The following is a 17595-nucleotide window of genomic DNA, read 5'->3' on the forward strand; positions in this document are numbered from 1 at the left end:
AATCTTGTTTTCAGTGCAACAGCAAATCAACCTGTATTATTGCTATTGCTCCTTCTTCTCTAAATTAGCATTTTTGTATTCAATTGACAACAAACTTGCTCAGCAATTCTGAACGAATTGAAGCGTTTCACTTTTCAACCTTGTGAAATCATCTGCAGCTTTTTTCTAATAATAACAAACATCTAGATTAGAACAGGTAAGTTTGTGATCTTGAAAAATCATAAATTTGCCATAATCCCCCTCATCATCAAGGAGAAAAAAGATTAAAATAGATGGATTAACAACACGTTTAGACCGGAATTTGTTAAGCATTTTCACAAAAAAGAAACAGAAGGACAACACAGGTCCTTCTGTTATAGTTCAGATCCATTCTTTTGCAATTTTTATATACAATACTTTTCCTAGTTGTGTTGCCAGCATGTAAGCAAGAACAATTCCTGCATACCATAGCCAATAACTATTTGGCAAATGAACAAAATCAAATTGCTCAGCTAACGGTGTTAGTACGACTAATGCTCCTACTACTACTGCCATTAATAAGCTGACAAACACCTGCGGAGCTGGACGGCTTTGGATAAAAGGAATTTTCTTTGTTCTTACCATTAAAACTACCAACGCTTGTGTGGTTAATCCAATCATGAACCAGCCTGTTTGAAATAGATTTTGCGCACCAACCGTATTCGCTCCGAATACAAACCACATGACTAAAAACGTAATGATATCAAACACAGAACTGATAGGTCCAATACACAGGGTAAATTTTAACAACCCTTTTGTTTCCCATTTTGTTGGCACCTGCAATTCTTCATCATCCACATTGTCCCATGGAATTGTTAGTTGAGCGAAATCATAAATTAAATTTTGCAATAACAATTGAAGTGATAGCATGGGTAAAAATGGTAGAAATGCACTAGCAATTAAAATCGAGAAAACATTCCCAAAATTTGAGCTGATGGTGATCTTAATGTATTTCATCATATTGCTGAATACTCGTCGTCCTTCAATCACACCATTTTCTAGAACGCCTAAGCTTTTTTCTAATAAAATAATGGAACTAGCATCCTTTGTGATGTCGGCTGCTGTATCAACCGAAATTCCGACATCTGCTTTTCTTAAAGCAGGTGCATCATTGATGCCATCACCCATAAAGCCAACAGTGTGTCCCTTATTTTGCAAAGCTTCAATGATTCGTGATTTTTGCATCGGATTTAGTTTTGCAAACAGATTTGTAGTTTCAGCTGCTTGATACAGTTCATCGTCTGACATTTCATCGATTTGATTACCTAACACATATTGATCTGCAGGGATTCCCACATCCTGACAAACTTTTTGTGCCACGATCGCATTGTCGCCTGTTAGAACTTTTACCGCTACTCCGTGCTGCTGCAAGGATTTAATTGCCGGTTTAGCTGATGCCTTGGCAGGATCAAGGAAGCCCATGAAGCCCACCAAGGTCATATCTTTTTCATCATCTGTTGAATAGATGGCTTCATCATGTGCGTCACGACGAACAGCTACTGTAATGACACGCATGCCTTGACGATTCATTTTTTCATTGACGGTTTGTAGCTGTTGGCGAATTTCTGGGGTTAACTCTAGAATCTCTCCATCAATCTCCACATATTTACAAATTGCTGCCATTTCTTCAACCGCGCCCTTAGTGATCATCAATTGATGCTCGTCTGTTTTCATCACGACAGTTAAACGGCGACGAGAAAAATCAAAGGGAATCTCATCAATTTTTTGAACCATTTGATAGGGCAAATGTCGATCTTGTTCTTCAAAATAATTGATTACGGCAATATCCATCAAATTCTTCCAGCCCGTTTGATAGGTAGAATTCATGAATGCAAGGTCTAATACTTGTTCGTTTTCATTTCCTAAAGGGTCCAAATGTTGAACCAAAACAACTCGATCTTCCGTAATTGTCCCAGTTTTATCTGTACAGAGGACATCCATTCCACCTAAATTTTGGATTGAAGCCAACTCTTTCACAATCACTTTGTGTTTCGATAATGTCAATGCTCCTTTTGCCAAGTTAGAGCTCACAATCATCGGCAACATTTCAGGCGTCAAGCCGACTGAAACTGCAATGGCGAAGAAGAAGGCACTGCTCCAATCACCCTTCGTTAAGCCGTTTATCAGAAAAACTAATGGAAAAAGAATCATAACCATCCGCAGTAATAATTTGCTGACTCTAGCTAATCCTAAATCAAATGACGTTTTCCCCCGTTTGGATGTGGCATTTTTGGCGATATCTCCGAAAAATGTTTGCTGACCCGTTTTTAAAATAATGGCTTTTCCTTGACCACTTAGCACATCCGTTCCCATAAAAACCAGATTTGTTAAGTCTAATGCTGTGGCTTCTTCCGTCAATTCCTTGTCTTTTACTAGAAATTTTTCAACAGGCATCGATTCTCCTGTTAACGACGATTGGTTAACAAAAAGGTCTTTTGTCCAAATCAATACGGCATCTGCTGGAATCATATCACCAGTTGCTAACGTCAAAATATCACCAGGGACGACTTCATCCATCGGAATTTCTTTCGTTTCTCCATTACGGGTAATTGCCGCAGTATTTTCGATCATTTCCTTTAATTCGATGCTTGCCTTTTGCGAACGGTATTCTTGAATAAAGGTAATCAGCACACTAGCCAAAATCATGATCGTCATAACAACCGCCGCTTCTATGTCATTGGTTAATAAGGAAACAATTGCTAATGCAGCTAAGACATACACGAACGGATCATTAAATGCTTGTAAAAACAGCAAAATTCCTGGTGTTGGCTTCTGTGCTGAGACTTCATTTGGACCATATTCTTCCAATCGGCTTTGTGCATCTTCTTCAGATAATCCCTGTAAAGAGGTTCTCAGGTTTAGAAAAAGATCACGATCAGATAAAATCGCTAATTTCTTTAGCTCTTGGTCTTTGTTGACTTTGCGAGCAAGAAGGCTTTTTTTGTTCATCATAATGGTTCCTCCTAAAATTCAGGACAACCGCAGTCGTCCGCGAGTAATTACTTTTCGGTCGACTATCTTCATGATCCATCTTCCTCACATCCTTTCATTTCGTTAACAGTCTAGGCGCTTTAGGACACAAATAAAGCGCGCACTCGAAAATGAGCACGCGCGAAAGTTTCATTCATGTTCATCGTCGAGCTTTAGCACTATAGGGCGTAGACAGAATCTGTCAGCTACGTTATGAATCACCTTCACGATAATCCCTGTTATACCCATTGGCGTCTCTCGACATTTTTGGGCAGTAGCCTGTGTCCGTATAGGAGCCTCACCTAACAATTAATTTAATTTTCATCCTTACTATAAGTCACTTACTTATCGGTGTCAAACGTAACACTGAAAAATTTATTGATTTTCAGAAATTCATCAACTTTTTTGTTTGGTGAACTGCTGAAATAATCTGCAAACTTTTTGCTCCATAATTTCGTTTCACGAGCCTCTGCAAATTTTTCCATCGTATCATCATACTCTTCAATCAAAGAATAATCGTAATCTTTATATGTGTCATAATGAATCACCGCTTCTTCTGGCAATCTTGGTTTTATTCGCATATCCACATTAGGCTTTCCAATACTCAAGCCTGCGACCGGCAGCACATAATCGGGCAGTTTTAATAGTTTGCTTACCTCTGCAATATCTTTGCGAATAGACCCCACAACTACAGAACCTAATCCCAATGCTTCAGTCGCAATTACTGCATTTTCCAACGCTAACGCTGTATCGGTAACAGCCGTGATCAATGGATCAAATCCTTCGTTAATTCGATAATCCATCTCATACTGCTCAGCTACCTTTTGCGTCCGTTTCAAATCCGCTACAAATACTAAAAATACTGAACTATGCAGCATATGAGAATTTCCAGGATTCATTGCCACGAGCTGCCGGCGGATCTCCGTATCCCTTACGACAATGATGCTGTACATTTGACCGTTCATCCAGCTGGGAGCTTGACGACTAGCTTGCAGAATCTTTTGCAGCTCTGCTTCTGATAATTGGTAGGTTTCATCAAAATTCCGATATGTTCTGTGCTGATTCATCACTTCTAACGCTTCCATTTAACTCCTCCTTAATTCCTTTGAAATTACAAACAACTTAGAAAAAAATTCTTGTCGTGTTTGATCCGTCATTCGAGTATAATTCACTCTCATTGCCATTGTATCATTACTAAATAAAAATGCGGGGGCAATCACTAATTTTTCTCGCAGAAAAATATCCCAATCTTTTCGGGTTAAGCGCTGATGACGCCAAGTCAGATATACATAAATGCCACCCTCGATAGACGATATATGCCAATCCTCAGCAATTGATTTTGCCTGATCAATAAAATCTTTGGCCTTCTGCTTTAAAGTAACAACTAATTCTGCTTGGTTCTGCTCGAATTGTGGATCTGTTAAGGCAGTATGTGCAATGACCTGCGGAAAAACACTGATAGAAAAATCCATCATTTGTTTGGCTTCAGATAAGCGTTGAATTAAATTTTGATCAGCCACGACCCAGCCAATTTTGATTGAAGAACCAAATATCTTTGAAAGTGAACCTAGATGAATGACTTGGTGGGGAGCAAGTTCTTTTAAAGACGGCGGCGTTTTCCCGAAATTCATCTCGCTGAACACTTCATCTTCTACGATCGGCAGCTGGTATTTAAGACTGAGTTCGATTAACTCATTTCTGCGTTTCTCCGACATCGTTGTCCCAGTTGGATTTTGAAAAGTCGGATTGAGAATAATCAGTTTGATTTTTTTAGTCAGAATCAATTGTTCCAATTTATCAATCCTCATTCCTTCCCGATCCATTTCTACGCCATAGAGTCTGACCCCGGCGCTAGCAAAAATTGGTAGGGAGTATAAAAATGAAGGATCTTCAATTGCCACACTATCTCCACTTTGGAGCATCACCTGCAATAATAAAAACATTGCTTGTTGTGCGCCTGAAGTAATTAGGACTTGATTCGAAGAGACATCGATTTTCTGCTCTAACTTGATTCGCTGACAGATTACTTGCTGCAAAGGACGATAGCCTAATGGACTTTGCTTTTTTTCTTCAAGCAATAACTCTTCCCATGTATAGGAAGGAAAACGAAAATCTGGAATCATACTTAACGGCAGTTCCCCTGAGTACAGATCAATAGCATCAGGATTCTTCAGCAATGGATAAGCTTTTTCTACAAATGGTTCCTTTGGAAGAGTCTCCTGCGTAAATAAGCTGCGCCAATCCACTCTGGGAATAGTGCTTCGTCCCCAGTTTCCTTCGTTCACAATGGTTCCGCTGCCTTGTCGCCGCAATACCCAGCCAAGACTAGCCAGTTCCTCCAATGCGTGAACAACGGTTGAACGATTCACTTGATAATATTCTGCTAGTTTGCGTTCTGCGGGTAGCTTATCCCCTGGTTGCAACGTGCCGTCTTGAATATAGGAGATAATCTGTTCGATAATTTGTTGATAGATTGGGGTCGTTTTTTTCTCCGCTAATTGCCACATACGTTTTCCTCACTTATTATTGGATGACTTAAAACTAAACCAATTATACTTTGCTGTCAAACGTACAAAAAGCTCCTGAAAGGAATTATCAAATGCATTTTGAAATACGTCAGAAAATATGAAAAAATCGGACGTTTATCCTACTATCCGTGATAGATAGTAGGATAAACGTCCGTGCATACTTTATTAACCTAATTCTTTAAAGACTATTGAAATGTTTTTAAAAGTTTTCTAAAAACCTTTAAATCGTATCGCCATTAAAGATTGAATTCTTAACCACTACATAGTCAACTTTTTGCAAGGCTTCTAAATCGTTGCCTCCAGCATAAGAAATCGACGACTGAAGATCTTGCTGCATCTCTACTAAAGTATCCTTTAAAGAACCTTTATAAGGAATCCAGATCTTTTTACCTTCCACGTTTTTCTTCTCGCCCTTTTGGAATTCAGAGGCACTGCCAAAATATTCTTTATAAACGACACCGTCTTCTACCTTGGTCTCGCCAGGAGATTCTTCATGACCGGCAAATAATGAACCAATCATAACCATTGTCGCGCCAAAACGAATTGATTTGGCAATGTCTCCATGAGTTCGAATTCCACCGTCAGCAATAATCGGTTTGCGTGCTGCCTTGGCACACCAACTCAATGCTGCTAATTGCCAGCCGCCAGTTCCAAATCCAGTCTTAATCTTAGTAATACATACTTTTCCAGGTCCGATTCCAAGCTTGGTTGCATCAGCTCCTGCATTTTCTAATTCACGAACAGCTTCAGGCGTACCAACGTTGCCAGCAATCACAAAGGTTTCCGGCAAATATTTTTTAATGTGCTTAATCATATTGATTACCGGATCAGAATGACCATGAGCAATGTCGATGGTAATATAGTCTGGATTCAACTTTTCCTCTGCCAACTGCTTCACAAAATCATATTCATATCCTTTTACCCCCACACTGATGGAAGTAAACAGGCCGCGAGACTGCATTTTCTTGATGAATGGGATTCGTTCCTCTTCATAAAAACGATGCATAATATAGAAGTACCCGTTTTCAGCCAAAAATTCCGCAATACTTTCATCAATAATCGTTTGCATATTGGCTGGTACGACAGGCATCTTGAAACTAAACTTTCCTAATTGAACGGTTGTATCACATTCTGATCGACTGTTCACAATACACTTATTAGGAATTAACTGAATATCTTCATAATCAAATACTTTCATATGGGCCTCCAATGAATAAGATCACTATCTCATTTTATTTTTTTCATACATTTCATTGCATCAAATAGGATAAAGTAATTTCCTTTTCCAAACACCTATTTTTATACTGTTCACTATGAAAAGTATGAACCATAAAAAAACATAGGGCAGTATCGCCCTATGTAATTTACAACATATCCACCTGAAAAGCAAGCTGATTTTGAAATTTATTACAAAAAACACGAACATTTAGTTTTCAAACTAAGGCATTCCTTAATTTTTTCGCTTGTAAACTAACTAAGAAGATAACGTCTTCCATTTCCTCTTCATTAGTTACTTTCATTTCGATCTGCTGCGTATTTTTTGATACATCTTCGAACTTTTCTTTGAACTCCTCCGACATCACTTTTACCATCGGTGTTAAATAGCTGATTCCAAAATCTGGAAAAGGTGTCATTACTGAGAAATAGGTTTCATGAATCTGGATGCAGCAAAGCACCCCATCATATTGCTCGATTACCAGTTTCCATCCTATTTGTTTTTGGAAAATATATTTGATCGTTGGCTCATAATGTCTCATGATTTGAGCTAATAAAATTTTTAAATACTGAGAATTGGGTAGTCCGGATAAAATCATCTGCAACTCGTGGTTCTCATCATCAGCTTTGGATCGTTTCCTTTCCATAGTCCTCGCCTCTTTCAATACGCTTTGGAATGAAAAATAATTCTAACGAATGCAATTGCCTCTATGAGTTAAATTCTTTTTATTTTTCTTCAAATTCATATATTTTTTTAACGCTTTTTTCATATTCAGTTTACCACTTTTAATTAAAGCTGTCATTTTTTTAATCCGCTACCCTTTTGAACAAAAAAAACGACCGACTGGCCGTTTTTTATTTATTTTAATGATTTTGCTCCAATATCTTTTCGGTAGAAATAACCCTCAGTCTTTGCATGATCCAAAGCTTGATAAACCTTCGTTTGTGCCGCCTCAATCGTTTCTGCTTCTGCTTCTACTAGGAGTACGCGTCCGCCTGATGCCCGTATTTCTCCTTGATCATCAACAACTCCTGCATAATAAATCGTAACCTGATCATCAAAACTTGGAGTAGGCATTCCTTTTTGATACGCATTAGGATAACCTTCAGCCGCTAGTACAACGCCGACAGATGCCTGATCACTCCAAACCAATTCTGGTTCTTGATCGTTTAAAATATCATCAATCACTTGTGCAAGATCACTGGTTAATCTTGGTAGAACCACTTGTGTTTCGGGGTCGCCAAAGCGAGCGTTGAATTCAATCACTTTCGGTCCAGCATCTGTAGCAATCAATCCTGCATATAAAATACCTGTAAATGATGTCCCGTTTTTCACCATTCCCAATGCAGCGGCCTTCAAAATTTTCTCAACAGCAGTATCGACCATTTCTGAAGGGATTTGCGGTACCGGCGAGTAGGCGCCCATTCCCCCAGTATTTGGTCCCAGGTCGTTATCATAAGCCCGTTTGTGATCCTGTGCAATGACCATTGGATAAACTTTTTCATTTTTTACAAAAGCAAGCAATGAAAATTCTTCACCAGCTAAAAATTCTTCAACAACAACTTTATCTCCGCTTTCACCAAAACGATGATCCGTCATCATTTCCTTTAAAGCCTGCAGCGCTTCATCTAATGTCATAGCAACCGTAACGCCCTTGCCCGCTGCTAATCCATCTGCTTTGATCACGATTGGCGCACCTTTTTCCTTCACGTACGCGCAAGCGGCTTCGTAGTCGGTGAACGCCTCATAATCAGCCGTAGGAATCTGATTGTCTACCATGATTTTTTTAGCAAATTCCTTTGATCCTTCGATCATTGCGGCTGCTTTATTCGGTCCGAAGATACGAAGACCCGCTGCTTGAAAATCGTCTACGATGCCATTCAATAAAGGAATCTCTGGCCCAACGAATGTCCAATCAATCTCCTGATCTTTAGCAAAAGAGATCAACTCTTCATGCTTATCCTCTGCGATATCCACTAGTTGAATACCGTCCTTCTTCATGCCTGGGTTTCCCTTAGCACAAAAAATATCCGTTACATGCGAACTCTCCAACATTTTTTTGGCGATGGCATGCTCACGACCACCGCTACCAATAATTAGTATTTTCATTGAGTCCTCCTCAAATTAGTGTCTGAAATGACGAACGCCAGTGAAGACCATCGCTACGCCATATTTATTAGCCATTGCGATCGAATCCTTGTCACGAATACTTCCACCCGGCTGAACGATTGCTTTAATTCCGTGCTGTGCAGCATATTCTACACTATCATCCATCGGGAAATACGCGTCGCTTGCTAAAACAGCGCCATCCATCCGTCCTTTTGCTTCTTCTAAAGCAATTTTGACAGAACCAACACGATTCATTTGTCCTGCACCAACACCCACTGTTTGATGTTCATTTGCTACAACAATTGCATTCGATTTTACGTGCTTAACAGCTTTCCATGCAAAAGCTAAAGCTCTCAATTCTTCCGCTGTAGGTTTGCGATCCGTTGCAACTTCCCACTCCTCAGGAATTTCTTCGACAACATCTTGATCCTGAACCAATAATCCCCCTAAAACAGATACAACTTCTGGTTGATTACTTGCTTGGTCGCTGAAATCTAAGGTCATTAGTCGTAAGTTTTTCTTACCTGACAGCACGTTAAAGGCCTCTTTGCTAAAGCTTGGAGCGATGATAATCTCTAAGAATAACTTATGCATTTCCTCTGCCGTTTCTAAATCAATTTCACGATTTGCTACCAAAATTCCTCCGAAAATGGAAGTTGGATCTGCTTCATAAGCGAATTGATAGGCTTCCGCAATTGTCCGTCCACTACCGATTCCGCATGGATTCATGTGTTTTAATGCGACAACTGTTGGCTCAGTAAATTCTCTAGCAATTCGGATCGCCGCATCTGCATCCTTAATATTATTGTATGACAGTTCTTTTCCGTGTAATTGATGGGCACTCGCAATTGAATAAGAAACAGGTAGAGCATTTTGGTAAAAAGCTGCAGTTTGATGACTATTCTCCCCATAACGCAAAGGCTGCTTCAATTCATAAGTCAATGTCATTTTTTCTGGTTCAACTTCACCCACACTCTTTGTTAAGTAATCCGCGATCAACGCGTCATAAGCTGCTGTATGACGGAAAACCTTCGCAGCTAAACGTTTGCGTGTCGCTAATGAAGTCACTTGATCACTTTTGATCTCGGCTAAAACAAGCGCATAATCTTTAGGATCAACAACTACTGTGACTGATGCAAAGTTTTTAGCGGCAGAACGCAGCATACTTGGGCCACCGATATCAATATTTTCAATCGCTTCTGCTTCAGTTACCTCCGGCTTGGAAATCGTTTCTTTAAACGGGTATAGATTTACACAAACAAAATCAATTGGCTGAATACCGTGCTCATCCATCGCCTCCATGTGTGTTGTCAAATCTCGACGGCCTAACAATCCACCATGAATTTTTGGATGCAGCGTTTTTACTCGACCATCCATCATTTCAGGAAAGCCGGTTACTTCATCAATACTTAACGTTGAAATCCCCGCTTCGTCTAAAACTTTTTTAGTCCCGCCAGTAGAAATAATCTCGATTCCTGCTTGAACCAAACCTTTAGTAAATTCTACAATTCCGGTTTTATCTGAAACACTAATCAATGCTCTTGTCATGATGACTCTCCTTTAGAAAGTTTTTTCACTTTTTGCCTAACATTTGTTAAGTCTGCGAAGAAATGGCTTAATACTTTTACTCTTTATCTCGATGAAATTCTTTGACTATTTCCGCTAAAACCTGCGGATACAGCTGGTGCTCTACTTGATGGATTTTTTTCTCTAAATCCTCCAAACGGTCCGATTCAGCAACTTGCACCTTTCCTTGTGCAATAATTGGACCGGTATCTACCCCGCTATCCACAAAATGGATCGTAACGCCCGTTTCCTTTACTCCGGCTTCATAAGCATCTTTAATTCCGTGCAAGCCCGGAAAATTTGGAAGCAAAGCTGGATGAATATTAACGATCCGATTAGGAAAAGCTTCTAGTAACTCTTTTCCGATGATTCGCATATAGCCTGCCAATACGACTAACTCCGCTTTATAACGCTTCAGTAGTTCTAACAGTGCAGCTTCATAGTTTTTCTTATCAGAAAACTCTTTTAGCTCAAAGCTTTCACAAGGAACACCGAATTTTTTTCCACGTTCTAGCACGTACGCATCATGATGATCTGAAAAAAGCAGAACTAACTCAGCGTCAATCTCTTTATCCTTAATTGCTTGAGCGATCACTTCGAAATTCGATCCATTTCCTGAAGCTAAAACAGCTATTCTCATGCCTTTGCCCCTTTAAAAACAATCGCAGTATCTTTCTTTTCTGTTACTTTACCGATTACAAAAGTAGCTTCATTTCGCTCCTTCAAATCAGCTTGCAACTCTGCTAATTTTTCTGGCGCAACAGCCAATACCATACCAATTCCCATGTTGAAAATTTCATACATTTCCATTTCAGGAATCTCACCATATTTTTCCAATGCGTTAAAAATCGGTAACACTGGCCAAGAGCCCAGTTCAATTTCACAAGCTAATTTTTCTGGCAACATACGTGGTAAATTCTCCACAAAGCCGCCACCAGTCACATGGGCGATACCGTTCACTAATTCTTTTTTAACTAAAGGAAGCACTGCTTCTACGTAAATTCTAGTCGGTGTTAAAATCTCATCACTAAGTTTCCCAGATAGTTCTGGTAATTTTTCATCAAGTGCAAAGCTGTTTGTTTCAAAGAAAACTTTACGAACTAACGAATACCCGTTTGAATGAATTCCTGACGATGGTAAACCTACTAAGACATCCCCAGCTTGAATTTTTTCTCCGGTAATCATTTGTCTTTTTTCAGCAATACCAACAGTAAAACCAGCTAGATCGTAATCATCTTCACCATACATTCCTGGCATTTCTGCTGTTTCGCCACCGATCAACGCAGCTCCTGCTTGAACGCAGCCTTCTGCAACTCCTGCAACTACTTGCTCTAAACGTGCTGGCACATTTTTACCTGTAGCGATGTAATCTAGGAAATAAAGCGGTTCAGCTCCTTGAGCCACGATATCGTTGACGCACATTGCTACACAATCGATTCCAATCGTATCATGCTTATCTGCTTGAATTGCGACCATCAGCTTTGTCCCTACACCATCCGTTCCAGAAACTAAAACGGGCTCCTTTAAGTCAAATTGACTAAGGTCGAAACAGCCTCCAAAACCACCGATTGCTCCCATAACACCTAAACGTTCGGTTCTTTTTACGTGCTTTTTAATTCGTTCTACTACCTCGTAACCAGCTTCTACATCAACGCCAGCTCTAGAATATGCATTTCCCACTAGATCCGCTCCCTAATTATTATTGTGTCTATTCTTCAAAAAACGAAAATGATTTTTTCATGCTACATACCATTCCAATAAACATTTATACCTTTTTAAATAGAAGTGAGTTTTCTTATTTCAACGGCGTGTCCTGAGAAAAGTGGAACTAAAATCTTCATTTGTTTAATTTTTGTAATTTCTTCAACCGTTTATTTTTAATAGAATGAAATTTTTTCCTTCAAAGTTGCTTGATAATGCTCTTCATAGTCATAAAGCGGCGTTGGATAGTCTCCATTAAAATACGCCATACATAATCCGGAATAAGGTGCATCAAAATCTAATCCAATAGCATTGATTAATCCATCTTCACTTAAAAATGACAACGAATCTGCACCGATCATTTCGCGAATTTCTTCAATTGAATGGTTCGCTGCAATCAACTCTTTACGAGTCTGAATATCAATCCCATAAAAACACGGGTAACGTAATGGCGGCGAAGCAATCCGTACATGGACCTCTTTCGCGCCCGCTTCTTTTAAAAGATTGACGATCCGTCGACTAGTCGTTCCCCGCACAATCGAATCATCGACCATGATGACGCGTTTTCCTTCAACGACTCCTCGCACAGCTGAAAGCTTCATTCGTACTCCTTGCTCACGTAATTCTTGAGTCGGCTGAATGAAGGTCCGTGCCACATACTGATTTTTTACTAATCCCATTTCATAAGGAATCCCAGATTCTTCTGCATATCCGCTGGCAGCAGACAAAGACGAATTTGGAACACCAACAACCATATCAGCTTCAATTTCAGCCTCATTAGCTAAGATCCGCCCCATATTTTTACGAGCACTATGGACATTTACGCCTGCGATATTCGAGTCTGGTCGTGCAAAGTAGATGTACTCCATGGAGCAGATCGCGTGTTGCGTATTCTCAGTAAAGCTTTCGACTTTTAACCCTTCATCATTGATGGTGATAATCTCGCCTGGATTAACATCTTGAATAAATTTCGCACCTACGACTTCTAACGCACAGGTTTCTGACGCAACTACATAGGCGCCGTTGACCATTTGACCGATTGACAATGGCCGAAAACCATTCGGGTCAAGTGCTGCTACCATGGAATCTTCTGTTAGCATCAAGTAGGCAAAACCGCCTTTGACAGTGTTCAATGCTTCCTTCATGCGTTCACACAAAGTTTCCTTTTGACTGCGGCGAATCAAATGCATCAAAATTTCCGTGTCAGAATTCGAATGGAAGATCGCCCCATCAATTTCTAGTTCTTTTCGCAAGCTTTTCGCATTCGTCAAATTCCCATTGTGAGCCAAAGCAAAGGCACCATCATAAAAATTGAATAAAAAAGGTTGAATATTATCCACACTGCTTGTTCCCGCCGTAGCATAACGAACATGTCCAATCGCTGCTTGACCAGTCAAGCGACTCAATTGACGCTCATTTTTAAATACCTCTGAAAGAAGGCCTAGCCCACGATGTCCATTTAATTTTCCTGCATCGTTGCTGACAATTCCAGCACCTTCTTGTCCGCGATGCTGTAAGCTGTGTAAGCCAAAATAAGTGACGCGCGCAGCATCTGGGTGTCCCCAGATGCCAAAAACGCCACACTCTTCATTTAAACTTTTTACTTCATTAAACATGGAATGGCTTCCTCCCATAATTCTTCAGCTTTCTTAGTAGCGACGTTGATTTCACCGCCAAGTGCAGTCAACTTCAAGTCGCCTGTATTAGTTACTTCACCGATTTTCACTGCTTTATCACCTGCTAAAGCTTCGAATTCTGCTTGTTTCTCTGGTTTTACAGATAAAACAAAACGTGATTGTGTTTCTGCAAACAGATTTTCGACAGGCATTTCCACAGTGATGTCAACGCCAAGCTGATTAGTAAATGCTGATTCTGCGACTGCCACTGCCAGACCACCTTCCGCACAATCATGAGCACTTGCTACTAAGTCCGCTTTGATTGCTGAAAGGACTAAGTCTTGATTTGCCTTCTCAACAGCTAAATCAAAGTCCATTAATTTCCCTTCAATCAAGCCTTTTTGCATTTTTTGAATCTCGGTACCATCAAAGTCTGCTTTAGTTTCACCAACGAGATAAACCAAATCACCAGCAGCTTTGAATTCCTGCGTCGTAATATGTGACAGGTCTTCGATCAAACCAACCATACCGATCATCGGTGTTGGATAAATAGCTTTACCGTTAGTTTCGTTATACATCGAAACATTTCCTGAGATAACCGGGGTGTTCAACGTACGGCAAGCTTCTGAAATACCATCGGCTGAGGTCCATAATTCCCAGAATCCCTCTGGTTTTTCTGGCGAGCCATAGTTTAAACAGTCCGTGATCGCTAACGGCTGTCCTCCAGATGCAACAATATTCCGCGCTGCTTCAGCCACTGCAATTTGTCCGCCGATTTCAGGATTTAAATATAAATAGCGTGCATTACAATCAGTTGTCATCGCCAATGCCTTGTTTGTTCCGCGAACCCGTAAGACAGCTGCGTCGCTTCCTGGTCGAACAACTGTATTCGTTCGTACTTGCGAGTCATAGGTTTCATAGATCATTCTCTTTGAGGCGATCGTCGGTTGTTGCAACAATGCTAATAATGTTTCAGAAGCATCTGCCACTTCTGGTTTGAAATCTTCCATATTGGCAAATTCTTGAATCCGTACTGGTTCACGCTTCTCATTTTCGTAAACAGGAGCCTCTTCAGCAAGCGCATCAACTGGTAAGTTAGCTACTTCTTCTCCATGATGGTACAAACGATATAATCCATCATCTGTTACCTCGCCAATCGTAACCGCATCTAACTCATAACGTTTAAATAGTTCAACAACTTCATCTTCATGCCCTTGTTCTACACAAATGAGCATCCGTTCTTGTGATTCAGATAACATCATTTCATACGGCGTCATATGCGTTTCCCGTTGCGGCACATCATCTAAATAAAGCTTCAATCCAGATCCAGCTTTTGAAGCCATTTCTGAACTAGAAGAGACTAATCCAGCAGCCCCCATATCTTGAATACCTACCAAGATATCTGAATGATCTAAAATTAATTCCAAACAGGCCTCTAACAATAATTTTTCCATGAAAGGATCGCCAACCTGAACGGCAGAACGCTGCTGTTCTTCACCTTCGACGAATTCTTCTGAAGCAAAAGTCGCTCCATGAATTCCATCACGTCCCGTTTTTGCGCCGACATACATGATGGAATTGCCGACACCTTTGGCCTGTCCTTTTTGGATGTCCTTATGATCGATCAAACCAACACACATCGCGTTGACTAAAGGATTACCTTCATAACAAGGATCAAAAGCTACTTCTCCGCCAACTGTCGGGATACCAATACAGTTTCCGTAACCGCTAATTCCAGCAACAATCTCTTCTAATAAATATTTTGTCCGTTCCGTCGTTAATTCCCCAAAGCGTAAAGAATCTAAGACCGCGATTGGACGTGCACCCATACTGAAAATATCGCGGATGATTCCACCAACACCTGTTGCGGCACCTTCATAAGGTTCAACAGCTGAAGGATGGTTGTGACTTTCTGCTTTGAAAACAACAGCCTGATTGTCACCGATATCAACAATTCCGGCACCTTCTCCTGGTCCTTGTAATACTTGCGGTCCATCCGTTGGGAATTTACGCAGAACTGGCTTCGAGTTTTTATATGAACAATGCTCACTCCACATAACAGAGAAAAGTCCTGTTTCTGTATAATTTGGCAAACGTCCAAGAATGTCTTCTGAAATCAAACGATATTCTTCATCAGTCAGTCCCCAACCAGCGTAAATACGCTGATCCTTGATTTCTTGCGCCGTCGGTTCTAATTTCATCATTAGTTTGCAGTCACCTTTCCAAAATTAGTTAAAATAGAAGCAAAAAACTTCTTACCGTCATCAGAACCTAGCAGTTTTTCCATTGCTCGCTCTGGGTGAGGCATCATACCTAAGACGTTACCAGCTTTGTTCGTAATGCCGGCAATATTCTCGATACTTCCATTAATATTTTCACCTTCATAAGTGAAGACGATTTGATTGTTCGCTTTTAACTCAGCTAATGTTTCATCATCACAGTAATAATTTCCCTCACCGTGGGCGACTGGGATTTGAATTACTTCATCTGCTTGATATTCAGATGTAAATTTTGTTTGATTGTTCACAACTCTAAGCGGCGTAATTTTACTGATAAATTTCAAGGATTCATTACGACGTAAAGCTCCTGGTAAAAGTCCCGCCTCCGTTAAAATCTGAAATCCATTACACGTACCGAAAACTGGCTTGCCTTCTTCAGCAAAACGAATCACTTCTGACATAATGTTGGCAAAGCGAGCGATCGCACCACAGCGTAAATAGTCGCCGTATGAAAAACCACCCGGCAATAATACACCGTCAAATCCTTCAAGGCTGTCTGCATCATACCGAACATACTCACAATCGGCTCCCATGATTTCCTTCATCGCCCAATACATGTCCAAGTCACAGTTAGAACCAGGAAATACAATGACCGCAAATTTCATGCTACACTTCCTCCGATGTCAAAATTTCGTAACGATATGTTTCCATATTGACGTTGGCTAATAATTTGTCACAAACCTCTTCGATCATTTCTTCCACAGGACGGTCACTTTTAGCAACTTTGATCTCAAAATACTTACCAATCCGAACATCCTCGATCTCATTGTATCCCATACGGTGCACAGCCCCTTTTACAGCTTCTCCTTGTGGGTCCAATACAGAATCCTTATACGTTACATAAACTTTCACAAAATACATCCTTATTCTCCTCGCTTTTCTAATCTATTTAGTACTTCTTGATATACCGGAATAATGTCACCTAAGTCACGACGATAAATATCTTTATCTAAATGTTCATTTGTCTGTTTGTCCCATAAACGACAAGTATCAGGAGAAACCTCATCTGCCAATAAAATCGAGCCATCTTTTTGACGACCGAACTCTAACTTGAAGTCAACCAATGTGATATCTATTGAATCAAATAGTTCTGTTAGTGCCTCACCAACTGCTAAAGCCTTCTGACGCAACTGAGTGAGCTCTTCAGCAGTAGCAAGTTCTAAAGCAAGAATATGAGCGTCAATGACCATTGGATCATCTAGTTCATCGTTTTTATAATAGAACTCAACAATCGGTGATTTTAAAGGAGTCCCTTCTGGAATCGCTAATCGCTTTGAAAAGCTGCCGGCAGCTATATTTCGTACGACTACCTCTAAAGGAATGATTTCAACATTTTGAATCAGTTGTTCTGTTTCAGAAAGCTGTTTAATATAGTGATTAGTAATTCCTTTACTTTTTAAGAAATCAAAGATCAATCCGGTGATTTGATTATTAAGTTCGCCTTTACCACTAATTTGATCCTTCTTTGCCCCATTTAAAGCAGTTGCTTGATTCAAATATTCGACCCATATAATGGCTGGATCATCTGTTTGAAACAATTGTTTTGCTTTACCTTCATAGATTAAAGTTCCTTTTTCCACGTCAAAACGCTC

The 17595-nt window shown here is 40.1% G+C and carries 14 protein-coding genes and 1 riboswitch; all 14 genes read right to left on the reverse strand.

Going from position 1 to position 17595, the window contains the following annotated elements:
• Window positions 1–360: 360 nt before the first annotated feature.
• The 14 genes from mgtA to purC all read right to left on the reverse strand — a co-directional run bounded on the left by mgtA (window position 361) and on the right by purC (window position 17583).
• Entirely contained in the window at window positions 361–2967 is a 2607-nt protein-coding gene (gene mgtA, locus OMU_RS12740) for a magnesium-translocating P-type ATPase (protein WP_016180322.1), read from the reverse strand.
• Window positions 2968–3139: 172 nt separating this feature from the next.
• A riboswitch (M-box (ykoK) riboswitch) is annotated at window positions 3140–3305 on the reverse strand.
• A gap of 24 nt (window positions 3306–3329) precedes the next feature.
• Window positions 3330–4073 carry a nitroreductase family protein gene (locus OMU_RS12745; RefSeq protein ID WP_016180323.1) on the reverse strand — a complete coding sequence of 248 codons (744 nt, stop codon included), beginning with the start codon at window positions 4071–4073 and terminating at the stop codon, window positions 3330–3332.
• Window positions 4074–5495, reverse strand: coding sequence for an aminotransferase-like domain-containing protein (locus OMU_RS12750; protein ID WP_016180324.1), 1422 nt, complete (start codon window positions 5493–5495; stop codon window positions 4074–4076).
• Between the two features lie 241 nt (window positions 5496–5736).
• A complete protein-coding gene (gene guaC / locus OMU_RS12755; protein WP_016180325.1) occupies window positions 5737–6714 on the reverse strand; it encodes a GMP reductase in 978 nt (325 codons plus the stop codon).
• A gap of 235 nt (window positions 6715–6949) precedes the next feature.
• Window positions 6950–7378, reverse strand: a complete 429-nt coding sequence (locus tag OMU_RS12760; RefSeq protein ID WP_016180326.1) for a DUF3788 family protein — start codon at window positions 7376–7378, stop codon at window positions 6950–6952.
• A gap of 212 nt (window positions 7379–7590) precedes the next feature.
• Window positions 7591–8841 carry a phosphoribosylamine--glycine ligase gene (gene purD / locus OMU_RS12765; RefSeq protein WP_016180327.1) on the reverse strand — a complete coding sequence of 417 codons (1251 nt, stop codon included), beginning with the start codon at window positions 8839–8841 and terminating at the stop codon, window positions 7591–7593.
• Between the two features lie 15 nt (window positions 8842–8856).
• Window positions 8857–10389 (reverse strand): bifunctional phosphoribosylaminoimidazolecarboxamide formyltransferase/IMP cyclohydrolase, encoded by a 1533-nt coding sequence (purH, locus tag OMU_RS12770; RefSeq protein ID WP_016180328.1) that lies wholly within the window; start codon window positions 10387–10389, stop codon window positions 8857–8859.
• A 76-nt stretch (window positions 10390–10465) separates the two neighbouring features.
• On the reverse strand, window positions 10466–11047 hold the full coding sequence (gene purN, locus OMU_RS12775) for a phosphoribosylglycinamide formyltransferase (RefSeq protein WP_016180329.1): 582 nt from the start codon (window positions 11045–11047) through the stop codon (window positions 10466–10468).
• Window positions 11044–12087: a phosphoribosylformylglycinamidine cyclo-ligase gene (purM, locus tag OMU_RS12780; protein ID WP_016180330.1), complete on the reverse strand. Its 1044-nt coding sequence runs from the start codon at window positions 12085–12087 to the stop codon at window positions 11044–11046. The genes purN and purM overlap by 4 nt, the downstream gene beginning before the upstream one ends.
• 197 nt (window positions 12088–12284) lie before the next feature.
• On the reverse strand, window positions 12285–13724 hold the full coding sequence (purF, locus tag OMU_RS12785) for an amidophosphoribosyltransferase (RefSeq protein WP_016180331.1): 1440 nt from the start codon (window positions 13722–13724) through the stop codon (window positions 12285–12287).
• A complete protein-coding gene (gene purL, locus OMU_RS12790; protein WP_016180332.1) occupies window positions 13709–15928 on the reverse strand; it encodes a phosphoribosylformylglycinamidine synthase subunit PurL in 2220 nt (739 codons plus the stop codon). Before purL ends, purF begins: the two co-directional genes overlap by 16 nt.
• Window positions 15928–16608 (reverse strand): phosphoribosylformylglycinamidine synthase subunit PurQ, encoded by a 681-nt coding sequence (purQ, locus tag OMU_RS12795; protein WP_016180333.1) that lies wholly within the window; start codon window positions 16606–16608, stop codon window positions 15928–15930. Before purQ ends, purL begins: the two co-directional genes overlap by 1 nt.
• 1 nt (window position 16609) lies before the next feature.
• A complete protein-coding gene (gene purS / locus OMU_RS12800; RefSeq protein WP_016180334.1) occupies window positions 16610–16864 on the reverse strand; it encodes a phosphoribosylformylglycinamidine synthase subunit PurS in 255 nt (84 codons plus the stop codon).
• A 2-nt stretch (window positions 16865–16866) separates the two neighbouring features.
• The gene (purC, locus tag OMU_RS12805) at window positions 16867–17583 is read right to left on the reverse strand and encodes a phosphoribosylaminoimidazolesuccinocarboxamide synthase (RefSeq protein WP_016180335.1); all 717 of its coding nucleotides are present in this window, start codon (window positions 17581–17583) and stop codon (window positions 16867–16869) included.
• Window positions 17584–17595: the final 12 nt, after the last annotated feature.

This window comes from Enterococcus avium ATCC 14025 (assembly GCF_000406965.1).
GTDB classification, from domain to species: Bacteria; Bacillota; Bacilli; order Lactobacillales; family Enterococcaceae; genus Enterococcus_A; species Enterococcus_A avium.